At 68.7% G+C, this 15,658-nt stretch carries 16 protein-coding genes; 13 read left to right on the forward strand and 3 right to left on the reverse strand.

Annotation, left to right across the window (positions count from 1 at the left end; translation table 11 throughout):
• Positions 1-765 precede the first annotated feature (765 nt).
• The 8 genes from VGZ23_09520 to VGZ23_09555 all read left to right on the forward strand — a co-directional run bounded on the left by VGZ23_09520 (position 766) and on the right by VGZ23_09555 (position 8,327).
• Positions 766-1,308 (forward strand): type 1 glutamine amidotransferase domain-containing protein, encoded by a 543-nt coding sequence (locus VGZ23_09520; GenBank protein HEV2357832.1) that lies wholly within the window; start codon positions 766-768, stop codon positions 1,306-1,308.
• A 38-nt stretch (positions 1,309-1,346) separates the two neighbouring features.
• The gene (locus VGZ23_09525) at positions 1,347-2,003 is read left to right on the forward strand and encodes an MBL fold metallo-hydrolase (protein ID HEV2357833.1); all 657 of its coding nucleotides are present in this window, start codon (positions 1,347-1,349) and stop codon (positions 2,001-2,003) included.
• A 52-nt stretch (positions 2,004-2,055) separates the two neighbouring features.
• A complete protein-coding gene (locus tag VGZ23_09530; protein HEV2357834.1) occupies positions 2,056-2,859 on the forward strand; it encodes a putative hydro-lyase in 804 nt (267 codons plus the stop codon).
• 56 nt (positions 2,860-2,915) lie between these two features.
• Positions 2,916-4,199 (forward strand): ABC transporter substrate-binding protein, encoded by a 1,284-nt coding sequence (locus VGZ23_09535; protein ID HEV2357835.1) that lies wholly within the window; start codon positions 2,916-2,918, stop codon positions 4,197-4,199.
• Positions 4,200-4,269: 70 nt separating this feature from the next.
• A complete protein-coding gene (locus VGZ23_09540; protein HEV2357836.1) occupies positions 4,270-5,136 on the forward strand; it encodes a branched-chain amino acid ABC transporter permease in 867 nt (288 codons plus the stop codon).
• Positions 5,133-6,956: a branched-chain amino acid ABC transporter ATP-binding protein/permease gene (locus tag VGZ23_09545; protein HEV2357837.1), complete on the forward strand. Its 1,824-nt coding sequence runs from the start codon at positions 5,133-5,135 to the stop codon at positions 6,954-6,956. The genes VGZ23_09540 and VGZ23_09545 overlap by 4 nt, the downstream gene beginning before the upstream one ends.
• Complete coding sequence (locus VGZ23_09550) at positions 6,946-7,680, forward strand: ATP-binding cassette domain-containing protein (GenBank protein ID HEV2357838.1); 735 nt, start codon at positions 6,946-6,948, stop codon at positions 7,678-7,680. Before VGZ23_09545 ends, VGZ23_09550 begins: the two co-directional genes overlap by 11 nt.
• A complete protein-coding gene (locus VGZ23_09555) occupies positions 7,677-8,327 on the forward strand; it encodes a dienelactone hydrolase family protein (GenBank protein ID HEV2357839.1) in 651 nt (216 codons plus the stop codon). Before VGZ23_09550 ends, VGZ23_09555 begins: the two co-directional genes overlap by 4 nt.
• Before the next feature lie 3 nt (positions 8,328-8,330).
• Here the strand turns inward: VGZ23_09555 and VGZ23_09560 are convergent, their stop codons facing one another.
• Together VGZ23_09560 and VGZ23_09565 are read right to left on the reverse strand one after the other, a co-directional pair.
• Positions 8,331-9,212, reverse strand: a complete 882-nt coding sequence (locus VGZ23_09560; protein HEV2357840.1) for an alpha/beta fold hydrolase — start codon at positions 9,210-9,212, stop codon at positions 8,331-8,333.
• Between the two features lie 54 nt (positions 9,213-9,266).
• Positions 9,267-10,166, reverse strand: a complete 900-nt coding sequence (locus VGZ23_09565) for an NAD(P)-dependent oxidoreductase (GenBank protein HEV2357841.1) — start codon at positions 10,164-10,166, stop codon at positions 9,267-9,269.
• On the opposite strand from VGZ23_09565, the gene VGZ23_09570 reads away from it, so the two are divergent.
• Genes VGZ23_09570 through VGZ23_09580 form a run of 3 tightly spaced genes read left to right on the forward strand, consistent with a single transcriptional unit; the run spans position 10,165 to position 12,220 of the window.
• Positions 10,165-11,016: a 5-oxoprolinase subunit PxpA gene (locus tag VGZ23_09570; protein ID HEV2357842.1), complete on the forward strand. Its 852-nt coding sequence runs from the start codon at positions 10,165-10,167 to the stop codon at positions 11,014-11,016. The two genes, VGZ23_09565 and VGZ23_09570, sit on opposite strands and share 2 nt — an antisense overlap.
• Positions 11,004-11,870 carry a prenyltransferase/squalene oxidase repeat-containing protein gene (locus VGZ23_09575; protein HEV2357843.1) on the forward strand — a complete coding sequence of 289 codons (867 nt, stop codon included), beginning with the start codon at positions 11,004-11,006 and terminating at the stop codon, positions 11,868-11,870. Before VGZ23_09570 ends, VGZ23_09575 begins: the two co-directional genes overlap by 13 nt.
• Positions 11,867-12,220 carry a hypothetical protein gene (locus VGZ23_09580; GenBank protein ID HEV2357844.1) on the forward strand — a complete coding sequence of 118 codons (354 nt, stop codon included), beginning with the start codon at positions 11,867-11,869 and terminating at the stop codon, positions 12,218-12,220. Before VGZ23_09575 ends, VGZ23_09580 begins: the two co-directional genes overlap by 4 nt.
• A gap of 655 nt (positions 12,221-12,875) precedes the next feature.
• On the opposite strand, the gene VGZ23_09585 is transcribed toward VGZ23_09580, so the two are convergent.
• Positions 12,876-13,115: a hypothetical protein gene (locus VGZ23_09585; protein HEV2357845.1), complete on the reverse strand. Its 240-nt coding sequence runs from the start codon at positions 13,113-13,115 to the stop codon at positions 12,876-12,878.
• A gap of 324 nt (positions 13,116-13,439) precedes the next feature.
• Between VGZ23_09585 and VGZ23_09590 the strand changes: the two genes are divergently transcribed.
• Together VGZ23_09590 and VGZ23_09595 are read left to right on the forward strand one after the other, a co-directional pair.
• A complete protein-coding gene (locus VGZ23_09590) occupies positions 13,440-13,715 on the forward strand; it encodes a hypothetical protein (protein HEV2357846.1) in 276 nt (91 codons plus the stop codon).
• Between the two features lie 452 nt (positions 13,716-14,167).
• A partial coding sequence (locus tag VGZ23_09595; protein HEV2357847.1) for an N-6 DNA methylase occupies positions 14,168-15,658 on the forward strand: 1,491 nt, incomplete at its 3' end.

The following is a 15,658-nucleotide window of genomic DNA, read 5'->3' on the forward strand; positions in this document are numbered from 1 at the left end:
CATCGAGACGAACGGAATCCCAGTACCGTGCGAAGGCTGAACCAGCCTCTCCGCGTCGCCGAGGGGTAGGGGAGATACCGGCCCGGTCCGCCGAGGTCGCGAAACCCCGCTAATAAGGCCGGTGTCGGGACCGCGCCGGGCCGTGTGGCAGCGGGCCCGGGGGCGCCTCGGAACCCCGCGGCCTGGGCGCGCCCTTGGGCTCCGGCCGAGCTCGAGGGCACGGAGAGGGGCCGTCTTCACAATGTTTGGCGAACGCGGTTTTCTGTTACACAGCGAGAATCGGGGGATCGGACGCGCCGGTGCGGGATCTCCGAGACGGGACACACCGAACGTGGCGCACGACTGACACTTCGATCTTGCTCGACCCGGTCTACGCCTACACGCGCCAGCCCTTGAAAATAAGGCAAATGTGCACGCTAAGTAAGGCTACTCCGGATTCGCACGTCCCACCGTGCTGCGGCTATTGCGAATATGAAGAATAAACAGCCGCGCACGCACCGCGCGCGCACCGCGCGCATCGTTGACTTAGCGAACGAATTCGTCATATTTCTCAAGCCATGGCGCAGAGTGGCAATTCGTACGGACCCTCCCCGCGCACCGCCCCATCACCCGGAGCGCGTCACGGCGCGTCACGCGGGGCGCGCAGCGGGGCGGGACGGACCACGGCGCGCCACAGTACCGCCGCCGTCCGTTGACCGTCATGCGTCACGCTTCCTATACTAAGACCGGGATAATCTCCACGATCTTCAACCCCGGAGGTGCTGCATGGAGCTCAGCGGTAAACGCGTCGCCGTCCTCGCCGAGAACCATTACGAGAATCTCGAGTTGTGGTACCCGGTTATGCGCCTGCGCGAGGCGGGGGCGACCGTGACGATCGTCGGCCCGAAGGCCGGCGAGGCGTACAAGAGCAAGGAAGGGTTCCCGGCCAAGGCCGACATTTCCATGGACGACGCGAAATCATCCGACTTCGACGCCGTCATCGTTCCCGGCGGCTACGCGCCCGACTATATGCGGCGCCATCAGCCGATGCTGCGGCTCGTCCGCGAGGCGTTCCAGGCCGGGAAGATCGTCGCGTCGATCTGCCACGCCGGCTGGGTGCCGATCTCGGCCGGGATCGTGAAGGGCAGGACCATGACCTGCGTGAGCGCGATCAAGGACGACGTCATCAACGCCGGCGCCCACTACGTTGACAAGGAAGTCGTCGTCGACGGCAATCTCATCTCGTCCCGGACGCCGCCGGACCTGCCGGCGTTCTGCCGCGAGATCATCAAGGCGCTGAGCACGGCCAAGGTCGGCGCGCCCGCGTGACGAGCAACGCCTAACGATCGGGCCGGCGGGGACCCGCGATGATTCTCGAGAGCTTCCCCGTCGGCCCGGTCTCTGCGAACTGCTACATCTTCGGAGACGACGCGACCCGCGACGTCTTCGTGATCGACCCGGGCGACGAAGCCGATCGCATCCTGGCCGCGCTCCGGCGTCTGGACGCGCATCCCGTCGCGATCGTCAACACGCACGGCCACTTCGATCACGTACAGGCGGTGGACGCGGTGCGGCGGGCCGCGCACGTGCCGTTCTGGATCCACGAGGCCGAACGGCCGGTGCTCGAAACGGGGCCCGCGCGGGCGCGCGCGCTCTTCGGGATCGATCTGCCGCCGTCCCCCGTGCCGGACCGGTGGCTCGCCGAGGGCGACCTCGTCCGGGCGGGGAGCCTGCGGCTCACGGTCCGCCACACGCCCGGCCACAGCCCCGGCGGCGTCTGCCTCCTCGGCGACGGGCTGGTATTCACGGGCGACACGCTCTTCGCGGGGAGTGTGGGACGCACGGACCTCCCGGGGGCGGACCAGGAGGCGTTGTTCGCCTCGATCGTGCGGGTGCTGCTGCCGCTGCCCGACGAGACGGTCTGCTATCCGGGCCACGGTCCCGAGACCACCATCGGCGAGGAGAAGCGCAGCAATCCGTTCGTGGAACCGCTCGTCCGCCGCGCGCGGCGGTCACAGGCGTAGCGCCGCGCGGTACCGGCAGGACCGCGCGGGAACGTCGCGGAATGCGTGCCCAATGAGCACACGGGTCGAAGCACTGCAAGGGACCCGGCCGGCGGAACTGCGCGCCCGGATCCGGCGCGGCGAGTGGCAGTCACTGACGGCCGGGCTCGTGCCTGGGTACGCGCAGGCCAACCTCGTCGTCCTGCCCCACGCCTCCGCGTACGACTTCCTCGTCTTTTGCCAGCGCAATCCTAAGCCGTGTCCACTGCTCGACGTCACCGATCCGGGGAGCCCGGAGCCGAAGATCGCGGCGCCGGGCGCGGATCTCCGCACCGACGTCCCCAAGTACCGCGTGTACCGCCGGGGCCGGCCGGCGGTCGAGGAGACCGACATCACGCCGTACTGGCGCGACGATCTGGTCGCGTTTCTGCTCGGCTGCTCGTTTACGTTCGAGAGCGCGCTGCAGCGCGGGGGCATTCCCCTTCGCCACATCGAGTGCGGACGCAACGTGCCGATGTATATCACGTCCATCCCGTGCCGCGCGGCCGGCGCCCTGCACGGTCCGATGGTGGTCAGCATGCGGCCGCTGCCCGCGGCACACGTGCCGCGGGCGGTGCTCATCACCGGGCGGTATCCTCGCGCTCACGGGGCGCCGGTGCACATCGGCGATCCGGCGGCCATTGGGATCGGCGATCTCGGCCGTCCCGACTACGGTGAACCGCCGGTCATGGAGCCGGGCGAAGTGCCCGTCTTTTGGGCGTGCGGCGTGACGCCGCAGGCGGTAGCGATCGAGGCGGGCGTCGGGTTCATGATCACCCACGCGCCCGGACACATGTTCCTGACCGATCTCCTGGACGAGGACCTGGCCGCGGGATAGCAACACAGCTGCTCTTCGACGCGTGCTGCCCGGCGCAACTCATTGGGGGTGGGTACATGGCGCGGTTCGGATTGACGCGGCGCGAGTGGCTGAAAGTGGCGTCCGGCGCGGCGGTCTTTGCGGCGGGCGGCTGGCGCGCGTCGCCGGCGTCGGCCCAGGGCGGTGAGATCGCGATCGGCGCGCTGTATCCGCTCACCGGCTCGCTCGCGCTCGTCGGCGCCGACACGCGGAAGGCGGTCGAGCTTGCCGCGGAGATCGTCAACACGCCGCATCCCGAACTCGCGCCGCTGACGCTCGCCGCGGGGGCGGGTCTTCCGAAACTCGGCGGCCGCAAGATCCGGCTCGTGTGGGCGGACGCGAAGGACCCGGCGACCGCGCGCGCGGAAGCCGAGCGGCTGATCGACCAGGAGAAGGTCGTCGCGCTCATGGGGTGCTACGCGAGCGCGTTCACGCAGACCGCGAGCATCGCCGCCGAAACGCGCGGCATCCCCTTCCTCAACCCGGAGTCGTCGTCGCCGACGCTGACGGAACGGGGGTTCAAGTGGTTCTTCCGCACCGGTCCGCACGACCGGACGTTCACGTCGATGTTTTACCAGACGTTTGCCGATCTGAAAAAGCGCGGCCGGAAGATCGGCAAGGTCGCCATCCTGTCCGAGAACACGGAGTTCGGAGCGACCGCCGCCAAGGTCGAAGAAGAGATGGCGCGGCAGCAAGGCTACCAATTGGTGGCCCGCGAGATGTACACGTCGCCGCCCGCCTCCCTCGACGCGGAGTTGGCGCGCGTCCGCTCGGCCGCGCCAGACGTACTGATCGCCAACAATTACCTCATCGATGCGGTGACGGCGATCCGGACGCTCAAGACGATGCGCTACATGCCGCCGGCGATCGTGGCGCAGGACTCGGGCTACGTGCAGCCCGACTACGTGAAGCAGACAGGCAAGGACGGCTACTATATCATCAGCCGCGCGGCATGGGCGCTCGGCCTCGGCGCGCGCAAGGCGCTCGTGCGGAAGGTCAACGACCTGTATCGCGGCCGGTACAACGAAAACATGGATGAGACCAACGCACGCAGCTTCACGGGGTTCCTGGCGCTCGCGGACGCGATCAACCGCGGCGGCGGCACGTCGCCCACCCAGGTCCTCCAGGGTCTGCTGACCACGAACGTGCCGGCCAGCGCCACCATCATGCCGTGGGGCGTCAAGTACGACAAGAACGGGCAGAACGAACAGGCGAGCGGCGTGATGGTCCAACTCCTCGATGGGGCGTACAAGGTCGTCTGGCCGTTCGATCTCGCGGAGACGGCGGTCGTGTGGCCGGCGCCCGCTTGGGACAAGCGCTAAGCGCGACGATCGGTAGTGGACCGTCGGCGGCCCGGCGCGCTACGCGCCGGGCCGTCCGTTGAGCGGGCGCGTGGACCTCTTCCTCGCCGCCGCGGTCGGCGGGCTCGTGATGGGGCTCGTCTACGCCCTGGTGTCGCTCGGCCTCGGACTGATCTGGGGCGTGATGGACGTCATCAATTTCGCCCACGCCGAGTACATGATGCTCGCGATGTACGCGATGTTCTTCGCGAACCGGTGGTTCGGCCTCACGCCGCCGGGCGGTCTCGTGGTGATCGTGCCCCTCGCCTTCGTCGCCGGCGTCGCGACGTACCGGGTGCTGATCCGCCGCGTCGTGCAGGCCCCGCCCGTCACGCAGATCTTCACGACGTTCGGACTGCTGTTCTTCCTGCGGTACCTCGCGTTCGCCGTGTTCGGACCGAACTACCGCGGGATCGCGTGGCCCGCCGCGTCCGGTACCGTCGTGATCGCGGGCGTGCCGGTGGGCGGGGAGAAGGTCGCGGCCGCGCTCGCGGCGCTCGTGACGTACGCGCTTCTCCACGCGTGGCTGCAGGGCACCAAGACCGGCAAGGCGCTCCAGGCCACCGCGCAGAATCCGGTGGCGGCGCTGGCCCTGGGGATCGAGGTCGAGCGCATGTACGCGCTCGCCTGGGGCCTCAGCGTCGCCAGCGCCGCGGTGGCGGGCGTGTTTCTCCTGCCGTTCTATCAGGCGAGCCCGACCGTCGCCGACGCGTTCGTGCTGATCGCGTTCGCGAGCGTCGTGCTCGGCGGATTCGGCAGCCTGCTGGGGCCGCTGGTCGGCGGCGTCGCCATCGGTCTGATCGAGGGCATCGCGGGGACCCTGCTCTCGCCGACGTTCAAACTCGTGTTTGTGTTTGCGGTGTTTCTGCTGGTCCTGTTCGTCCGCCCGACGGGCCTGCTCGGCCGCGAGACGCCGTGAGCCCGTCCGTGCTCGTCCTCTGGATCGCGGCGGCCTGCGTGCCGCTCGTCGTGCACAACGCCTATCTCATGAACGGCCTCATTCTGGCCTGCATCTACGGTACGGCCGCGCAGGCCTGGAATCTGCTCGGCGGCTACGGCGGCCAATTGTCGTTCGGCCACGCGGTGTTCTTCGGCGCCGGCGCCTACACGAGCACACTGCTGCTGGCGTCGGCGGCGGTGAGTCCGTGGGCCGGCATGTGGATCGGGGCCGCGGTCGCCGCGGCCGTCGCGTTGATCGTCGGATACCCGACCTTCCGCCTCCGCCGCCACTATTTTGCGCTGGGGACGCTCGCGCTCGCGGAACTGGTCCGGATCGTGGTCCTCAACTGGCCGCTCGCCGGCGGCGCCGTCGGCCTGTACCTCCCCGTGCGGCTGATCGGCCGGACGGACGCGATGATGTGGCGGACGAAGCCGCCGTACTACGAGCTGGCGCTCGCGCTGCTCGCACTCGCGTGCGCGCTCGCGTGGCTGATCGACCGGACGCGGCTCGGCCTGTATCTCCGGGCCGTCGATCAGGATGAGGGCGCCGCGCAGGCCCTGGGCGTGCCGACGCGCCGGTACAAGCTGCTCGCGATCGGCCTGAGCGCGGGCCTCACCGCGCTCGCGGGCTCCGTGTTCGCGCAGTACGTCCTCTACATCGATCCGTCAACGGTCCTCGATTCGTCCCGCTCGGTCCTCTTCGCCGTGATGGCGCTGCTCGGCGGGCGCGGCACCGTCATCGGTCCTGTGCTGGGCGCCGGTTTTCTGACGCTCTTGTCGCAGTACGCCGGCGGCTCCCTCGGCGGCCTTGGCCGCGGATACGATTATGTCGTGTACGGGCTGGCGATCATGATCGTCGCCGTCTACGAACCGCGCGGCCTCGTCGGCCTGCTTGCACACTTGCGTCGCGCGGGCGCCGGCGTGCCGCACATCGAGCCGCAGGCGGACGGCGGGTCCGGCCGGCCGGCGGCGCCGCACGATCCCGGCCCTGCCGTCCTCGAAGTGCGGGATCTCGCGATGCATTTCGGCGGCGTGCAGGCATTGCGCGGCGTGACGCTCGACGTGAAGCGCGGCGAGATCGTCGGTATTCTGGGCCCGAACGGCGCCGGCAAGTCGACGCTGTTCGACTGCGTCACCGGATTTCTCGCCCCATCGGGCGGCCGCGTCATGTTGCGCGGCGGCGACGGTTCCCCCGATGGACGCGGCCCCCGTCTGGGCGGCTTTGGCTCGCGCCGCAGGCCCGGGGGCGAACGGCCGACGGCGATCAGCGGACGCGCACCGGCCTGGATCGCGCAGCAGGGCCTCGCGCGCACATTTCAACTCATGCGCGTGTTTCCGGCGCTGACCGTGACGGAAAATCTGCTCGTCGGCCAGGAGCACCGCGGCGAGTCGCTTCTCGCGTCGCTCACGCCGAGCCCGCCGGCCGCGGACGTCCGCGGCGCGGAGTTGCTGCGCTTCGTGGGGCTCGCCGGGCACCGCGGGGTACCGGCCTCGGCCCTGTCGTACGGCCAGCAAAAGCTGCTGTCGCTCGCGATGGCGCTGATGCGCCGGCCGCGTCTCGTACTGCTGGACGAGCCCGTCGCCGGCGTGAATCTCACGGTGATCGAGCGCATCAAGGACCACATTCGGGCGCAGAACGCCGAGGGCGTGACGTTCCTGATCATCGAGCACAACATGGACGTCGTCATGGAACTCGCCGACCGGCTGTATTTCCTGGCCGAGGGGCGCGTGGTCACGGAAGGCCCGCCTGACGCGATCCAGCGCAACGAGGAGGTCCTCCGCCTCTACTATGGACGCTGACCCCGGCTTCGCGGGGCTGCTCGCCGTCGTCGACGTGCACGGCGGCTACGGTCAGCAGGAAGTCCTGCGGGGCGTGTCGCTTAGTGTCCGGCCTGCCGAGACGGTGTGCGTGATCGGACCGAACGGCGCCGGCAAGTCCACGCTGCTCAAAACGGTGTTTGGCTACCTCCGGCCGGTGCGCGGCGACGTGCTTTTCGAGGGCGCCTCGCTCCTCGGCCATCGTCCGCCGGAGATCCTGCGCCGCGGCATCGCCTACGTACCGCAGGGCCCCAGCGCCCTGCCGCATCTGACCGTCGAAGACAATCTTCACCTTGGCGCGTACGTGCGTTCCGACCGGCAGGTGCGCCGCGACGTGGAACGCCTGCTCGAGGAATTTCCGGCGCTCGCGGCGCGGCGGCGCGCCCGCGCCGCAACATTGAGCGGCGGTGAGCGGCGGATGCTTGAGATCGCCCGCGTGCTCCTCGTCAACCCCCGGCTCGTGCTGCTCGACGAGCCGACGATCGGGCTGTCCGTCGCGGCGACCGACTTCGTGTACGCGAAAGTGCGCGAATTCCACCGGCGGGGCGTCGCCGTGCTGATCGTCGAGCAGAACGCCCGCACCGCGCTGCGCAACAGCGACCGCGCGTACGTGCTGGAGCAGGGACGCGTGCGTTTCGAGGGCAGCGGGGAAGAGATCCTGGGGCATCCGGAAGTGCGGCGGGCCTACCTTGGAGGACGGGCATGAGCGAGATCCGCGTCCCGGCTGCCGGCGTGCTGCTCGACGGCGACCTTACTGTTCCCGCGGAGGCGCTCGGCGTGGTGCTGTTCGCGCACGGCAGCGGCAGCAGCCGCTTTAGTCCCCGCAACCGCCGCGTGGCCGCCGCGCTCCAAGACCTCGGCATCGGCACGCTGTTGATCGATCTGCTCACGCGCGACGAGGAAGCCGAGGACGAGCGGACGGCCGAGTTGCGCTTCGACATCGGATTGCTGGCCCGGCGTCTCAGCGGCATCGTAGAGTGGCTGGCCGCGCGGCCGGAGGCGCCGCCGGGGTCGATCGGCGTGTTCGGGGCGAGCACGGGCGCCGCGGCGGCTGCGATCGCCGCCGCCGCGCATCCCGCGATCGTCGGCGCGGTCGTATCCCGGGGCGGACGGATAGACCTCTCCGGGCCCGCGGTGCTGGAGCGTCTCCGCGCGCCGACGCTGCTGATCGTCGGTGCGCGGGACGAGCCGGTGCTGCGCCTCAACGAAGCGGCGCTGGGGCGCCTCGCGGGCGTGCGCGCGCTGGCCATTGTGCCCGGCGCCTCGCACCTCTTCGAAGAGCCGGGAACGCTCGACGAAGTAGTGCGCCTCGCGGGGATGTGGTTCGGCCGGTACCTCGGCGCCGGGGATTGAGGCTCAGCGCCCCTCGTCCGGCGCCATCGCCGACCGGCCCACCGAGCGCGGGTCGCGCGACGGCCATCCCCCGGAGTCTACCAGCGACACAAACTCGAGCACGGCGGCGTTGAACGCCGCCGGTTCCTCCAAGTTGATGGTGTGGCCTGTGTTCGGCAGAACGAAGAGACCGGCCGTCTTGACGTGCCGCTTGATGAACAGTCCCGGTTCGAGACACGGCTCGTCCTCGTCGCCGGTCATGACGAGCGCCGGCACCGCAAGACGCGTCAGCTGATCCGCCAGCGAGTACACCGTGGGCCGCCCTCCCTGCACGCCGCGCAGGGTGAGCGCGCTCCCGGTGGACGAATGCCGCGCCAGCGCGTCGGCGAACGCCCGCCAGCCGCGTGCGTCCTTCCGCTGGAACTGCACCCGCGCCGGGCCGTCGGCGTACATCGGGGCCACGGCCGCCATGCCGTCGCGCTCGATGCGTGCGCTGAGCGTGTCCGCCTCCCGGCGGAACGTCTCCGGATCGCCGGAGCCGTACCCGCAGCCGGCGACCACAAGCGAGCGCGCCAGGTCGGGGTACCGCAGCCCGAAGTGCAGCGTGGCGTACCCGCCCATGGACAGCCCGCAGACGTGCGCCGGCCCGGCGCCCACGTGCTGAAGCACCGCGCGCAGGTCCTCCACGGCGGTATCCTGCGAGTACGCATCGACGGTCTCCGGGACGTCGGACGGCGGATAGCCACGCGCGTTGTACGTGACGACCTGGTACCGGCGGGCAAAAGCGGCGACTTGCCCGTCCCAACTCCGGCAGTCGCCGGCGAATTCGTGCACGAACACCAGCGGCGTGCCCCGTCCCGTGACCTCGTAGTAGAGACGGACGCCGTTTGCGGTTGCGTGCGGCATGGTGCGCCTCCTCGTCTAAGGGCGTCGGGCCGCAAACGCGCCCGGCGGTTGCGCCTACCGGTCCGCGCGGACTTCGACGCCGAGCCAGCGTTCCCAGACCTTCACGAGCGCGGTGCTGTCTTCCGCGTCCAGCCCGAGGCCGCGCGCGAGCGCGAAGGTGAGCAGCGCCCCGGAGGTCATCGGCTGGGCGAGGTGGACGTCCTCGGCGATCTCCCGGGCGAGGCGGAGATCCTTGTGCGCGAGATCCAGCCGGAAGGACGGCGCGAAATCGTTCTGGAGAATGCGCGCGCCGCGCCCCGGGATCGCAAACGTGGCGCCGGAGCCGGCGCCGAGAGCCTCGATCATCTGCGCCGCGTCGAGTCCGAGCCGCACGCCGAGCGGCAGCACCTCCGCGAGCAGGGCCATCGAGCCCTGGGACAGCATCTGATTGAGAAGCTTGGTCACGTGGCCGGCGCCGGTCGGGCCCATGTGGAACACGGTGCGGCCCATCGTCTCGAGCGCGGGCCGCACCCGGCCGACCGCCGCCGCGTCTCCGCCGGCGTAGATCGTGAGCGTGGCCTCCCGCGCGCCGCGGACCCCGCCGGTAATGGGCGCATCGACCATGGCCAGCCCGCGCGCCGCGAGCCGCTCCGCCAGCATCCGGGTCGACGCCGGACGGCTCGTGCCCATGTCCACGAACACGGCGCCCCGGGCCGCCGTCTCGAGGACGCCCCCCGGGCCGAGCACGGCCTCTTCGACTTCCGTCGAGGTCGGCAGGCACGCGATGATGATGGAGGCGGCCGCGATCAGGTCGGCGCGGGACGCCGCGATCCGGGCGCCTTCGGCCTGGAGGGCCTGCGCGGGTTCCGCGTCACGGTGGACGGTGACCGTCACGGGAAACCCGCGGCGCAGCAGGTTGGCGGCCATGGGCCGGCCCATGGCTCCGATGCCGAGAAATCCGATGGGTGCGCTCATGCGACTGAGGTTCGGGCCGGTGCAAATCGGCTCCTTGAGGCAGGGCTTGTCCTCCGCCGGACCGTATCAGCACATCGTGGCCCGCACGATCGATCTCAACAGCGACCTCGGCGAGAGCTTCGGCGCGTATACCATCGGCGACGATGCGGCGTTGATGCCGGAGATCACCTCCGCGAACGTCGCCTGCGGCGTGCACGGCGGCGATCCCCTCGTGATGGAGCGGACCGTGCGTCTGGCGCGCGAGCACGGCGTCGGGATCGGCGCGCACCCGGGGTTTCCGGATCTGGTCGGCTTCGGCCGCCGCGACATGCGGCTCTCGCCGGCGGAGTTGCGCACCACGATCGTCTACCAAATCGGGGCGCTCTCGGCATTCGCGCGCGCCCAGGGGACCGGGCTTCAGCACGTCAAGGGGCACGGCGCGCTCTACAATATGGCCGCGGACGACGAGGTCCAATCCCGCGCGATCGCCGAGGCCGTCCGGAGCGTCGACCCGGACCTGATCCTCGTCGTGTTGCACGGCACGGTGATGGAACGCGTGGGGCGCGACGCAGGCCTGCGGGTGGCGCGCGAAGCGTTCGCCGACCGCGGGTATACTCCCGCCGGCCGGCTGGTCGGCCGGTCGCAGCCGCAGGCGCTGATTACCGATCCCGAGGCGGTGGCGCGCCGCGTCGTGCGCATGGTGACCGACGGCGTCGTCGAGGCGATCGACGGCACGGAAATCCGCATGACGCCGGACACGATCTGCTTTCACGGCGACACCCCCGGGGCTCCGCGGCTCGTGCGCGCGGCCCGGGAGGCGCTGCGGCGCGCCGGCGCGGACGTCGCATCGATGGGCCGATGGCTCAAGTAAGCACCTCCGCGCCGCCGCTCGATTGGCGGCGGACCATCGCCGGGCTCGATCAGAACGGGAACGAGATGGAGCGGGCCCGGCTCCGCGGCATCCTGGGCCGGCCGCGGCCGGACGCCAAGATCGTGCGGGCGCTCGAGACGCGCCAGAATGAAGACGGCGGGGTGCCGCACGGGATGGTGCCCGGGCGGCTGTCGACGATCGACGCCACGACGACGACGCTGGAGTGGCTCTGGGATCTCGGACTCGAAGAGAGCGCGTACGCCGACCGGGCGTGCACGTTCCTGCTGTCGGCGCAGCGGCCCGACGGGGCCTGGGACGAGCCGCCGGGGCTGCTGCGGTATTCACCCCCGCCGCGGCTCCTGCCGGGCGATCCCCGCGTCCGTTGCCGCGCGACCGCGGTGGTGGCGTTTTGGCTGGCGCGGGCCGGCCATCGGGACGACGCGGTGCGGCGCGCCGTCGCCTACGTCGCCGCCCGCCAGGCGCCGGACGGGCGCGTGCTCGGCTTCCGCGAGGCGACTTGGCTGCTCGCCGCGGCGTCCTGCCTGCTGGACGGGTCCGCCGCCGGCCCGGCCGTCCGGGCCCTGGAGTCGCTGGCCTCGGTGCCCAACGAGCGGTGGACGTCCGGGGCGCTCGCGGGGATGCTCGGCAGCCTGGGGGCCGCGGGGCTGCCGCGTGCCACCCCCGTCGTGGCGCGCGGCCTCGACCGCCTGTGCGCGCAGGCCCGTCCGGACGGGACGTGGCTCTCCGAGGACGGCGAGGCGTACCATATGGACGTGACGCTGGCCGCGCTGCGGGCGCTGGTGTTCTACGCCGCGGTCGCGCCGGCCCTCGCGGTGGAGGGATCGACGGCATGAGCGAGCAGGTCATCAAGTCGCTGCAGACGTTGTTCAGCGAAGCCCTCGAAGAGCGCCGGGGCATCGTGGTCTACTCGCGGCTCGAGCCGGTCGAGATGGACCGGATGGCGCGGCGCGTCGAGCGGGAGGCGCTGGAGAGGCTGCGGACGGCCCTGCCGGATGAGACGATCGATCAGCGCCTGCTCGATCTGCGCAGGCGGCTCGCGCGCATGGAGGGTGATCTGGCCGAACTCGGCGAGGTCGGCGACATCCGGGAGGTCAGCCGGCAACTGCAGACGGATGAGATCATCTGGCAGGCCTTTGAGGACATCGCCTGGATGCTCGGCTTCAACGAAGTCCGCCGCGAGTAAATGAGACGGATCGGCGGACGGGCCTGGCCGCCGTCCACGGCGCGGCTCAACGCGCTGGCCGACGCCCACCGCGCCGAGATCCAGACTCTCTAGAATAATCAGGGCGAGGGCAACCGGCATACGAATACCTCGGCCGACGGCCACCAAGAGCAGGTAAATGCACGTATAGCTTGCAGGGCGGACTCACCGTAGACTTGCCGACGAGAGCAGCGGTGCTCGATGCAAAATTGCGCTCGATCAAGCAGTCTAAAACCCGCCGTACTGGGCACGATCGACAATGGGGGGTTAGCAGGAGGTGTGCTTGTCCATGTCCAGCGTCGGGTCGGGCCGAGAACGACGAGACATGTCTCCGGCGGGTGTGTGGAACCGCGCGAAGTTCGAAGCGTCGCTTACCCTGCTGCGCAGGATGGGTGTTTCCGAACGCAGTTTGAATTATTGTCGGGACCGCGCCCGAGTGACGGGACAATTGCCTCATGAAGTGCTCTGGGAATTGGTCGAAAAGGCCCTTCCTAACGTTCCTGCGATATGATTCTAGCCTCGCATACGAAGGGAAGGGCGGATCGTTGTGGCACTAATCTTAGCCGCTACACTGGTCGTCTCGAACTGACTGCGGCTGCTGGGGCGCGAGCCAAGTGAGGGCAGTAATATCGTTGACTCAGTAACCGTTTTCTGGTAGTCTTTCCCCGAACGATCTGGCAAAATCCAGGCAATAGTTCGGGGCCTGGAGGAAGGCCCGCCGGTCGTCGCGTGACCGGCCATCCGGTGTCCGTTGCCGGTGGCGCGACGACTTGCGGGCCATTTTTGTTTCGGAAAGTGCGAGCCGGGCGGCGCGAACCGCCCGGCCCAGCCGAACAACCGGAGGAGAAGTCCGGATGTTCAGCACGTACATCCGCATCTTACCACGTCCGCCGCCGTTCCTCCCTCGGGGAGAGAACTATCCGCATGGCCGCACCATTTCTCTCCCCGAGGCCGCTCCACACAGGGGGAACCGGGCCGCATGGAACGACGGACTTGGATACGGTCGACACCGACCCCACTCGGAGCCGACCGGGTGCCCGTGGCAACGCGGGCGTGGCCCGCCGGTCTTCCCGCTCCCCCTTGTTTCGCTTCACAGGATACCACACACCGTCAACGAAGCGACTCGGCACCATGCCGCTCACGTTCGGAGACTTACTTCCGCCTCCCGGCCACGCGCCGGGAGGCACCGGGAGGGGTCTCCATGACGGAATGGCAGGTCCACTTCGAGTTCGCCCACGCGCTGTCGTTTGACCGGATGGAAGACTTGATGCTCGGCGACTTGGCCCCGTACCACGCCGTGACGTGCGGCGGCGACGGCTACGATACCAGTAGCGTGACCATGACGGTGGAGGCCGACACTGCCGCCAGCGCGTTCGAAGTCGCGTGGCAGGCCGTCACGCGGGCCGAGCCGTTCACGCCGGAAGAGGTGCTAGAGTTCGACGTGCGGCCGATGCCGGGACCGGACGATCCGGCGTAGGCGTAGCGGCAGACCGACATGGAACGTGCCCTTGGTTTCACACCTCGGAGTTACCCTTACCTCTCCAACGGACCGTCACGTATTGACCGAATCTCGGACCGGGAAGGTAACCTTCCCAGTCTTCGCGAAGTGGGAACTGCGACTCCACGCTCCCGAGGAGGCCGATCCCGCGATGCGATACCACGAGGAAGCGGACGCCTTGCGAAAGGCGCATTGGCCCAAGTGCGACAAGTTGGCGGCGGACCTGACCGCCAAAGGGCCGCGGGCAGCCGAGGCGCTGGAGTCGGCTCTTACCTCGCGCATACATCACGTCAGAAGCGCAGCCCTAAAGGGTCTCGCCGCCGTTGATCCTCGCCGGGCGCGACTCAAGGCTCGCGAACTTCTCGCAGATCGCGCATACGAGGTCCGCGTGACCGCCGCGAACATTCTCGGCGTCGCGGTGCCAGACTAACATGCCGAAGCCCACCAAGAAGGTCAACCAATCCAAGTTCTGTTCGCTCAGCGTGCTCCACAACGAAAGCGATGTTGAGCAATCCTTTCTGCGGCCGCTTCTTGAGGAATTGGGGTACTCGGCCGACTACATCAAAACCAAGGCGACCATTCCGCAGAAGAATATCGGCAAAGGCAGCAAACCGCGCCCGTATCGGCCAGACTTCATCTGCTACGCGGACAAGAAGCACCGGCAACCCGTGCTGGTCATCGACGCGAAGCATCCCAACGAAACCGCCGACGAAGGACTTGGGGACGCCCAACTCTACGCGGCCATTCTCCGACGTGGCGTGGCGGCACCAAAACCCGACCAGTATTGCCTCGGCAGCAACGGATCGACGACCGTTGTTCGTCTCTTTGATAGTGACGCGGACGTCTTCCGGATGGCCTTTGCAGATTTCGTCGACGGTAACTCGAGTTTTTCGGCTTTTCAAGCGACGCTCAGCCGAAGTACCCTCGCCGCGTCGGCGGCGAAGGCCGCGCCGGCCGCGTTCTTCGAGTTTCACAAACCCCCCGTTCCGACGCTTCTCGCGATCTTCGAGGCGTGCCATAACCTCATCTGGCGACGAGAAAAATGTCCCCCGGCCGAGGCGTTCTACGAGTTCGCCAAGATACTCTTCGTGAAGTTGCGCAAAGACCGCGACCTCGCCAAGAAGGCCGCGTCTGGTCCGCTCTCGCCAAGCGACGTGGAGGTTAGTGTCCACTGGATCGAGTCGCTTGAATCGGCCAACCCGGACCCGTTCAACTCCGTGCATTTTCGGCACCTTCGAGACATGTTGGAAGCCGAGATCGCCGCCGGGACGAAGAAACGGATGTTTGATCCGGCTGAAGAGATCAACCTCAAACCAAGCACAATTAAGGAGGTCGTGCGGCTGCTTGAGCATTTGAATCTCCATGCCATTGACGAAGATCTGAACGGCCGGATGTTCGAAACATTCCTGACGGCAGTCATCCGCGGAAGATCACTCGGGCAGTACTTCACGCCCCGCACCGTCGTCAAGTTTATGGTCGACATGGCGAGCCTGTCCGTATCCGGCAAGCACATTCCGCGCGTGTTGGACGCGTGCTGTGGGACGGGCGGATTTCTCATCGAGGCGCTCGCGCGCCTGACGGATGCGCTGACGAGCAACGTGAGTCTTGCCGGCGTGGAGCGAACGAAACTGCTTGCGGAGACCCGCATGGAGCATCTTTGGGGAATCGAGGCCAACGAGACGATCGCGCGGGTCGCGCGGATCAATATGTACCTCCACCAAGACGGCGGGAGCCGCATCTATCGGGCCGATTCGCTCGACAAGGAGTTCTCGGCCGAGCCAAACGTCGTCGGCGAGGCGCAACGCGACTTCGCCGAGTTGAAGAAGGCGCTCGCCACCGACGGCACGATGTTTGATGTGGCGCTGACGAATCCGCCGTTTGCGATGCGCTACGAAGCAAAGAAAGCTGATGAGCGTCGGTTG

The organism is bacterium, assembly GCA_035945995.1.
Lineage (GTDB): Bacteria > Sysuimicrobiota > Sysuimicrobiia > Sysuimicrobiales > Segetimicrobiaceae > DASSJF01.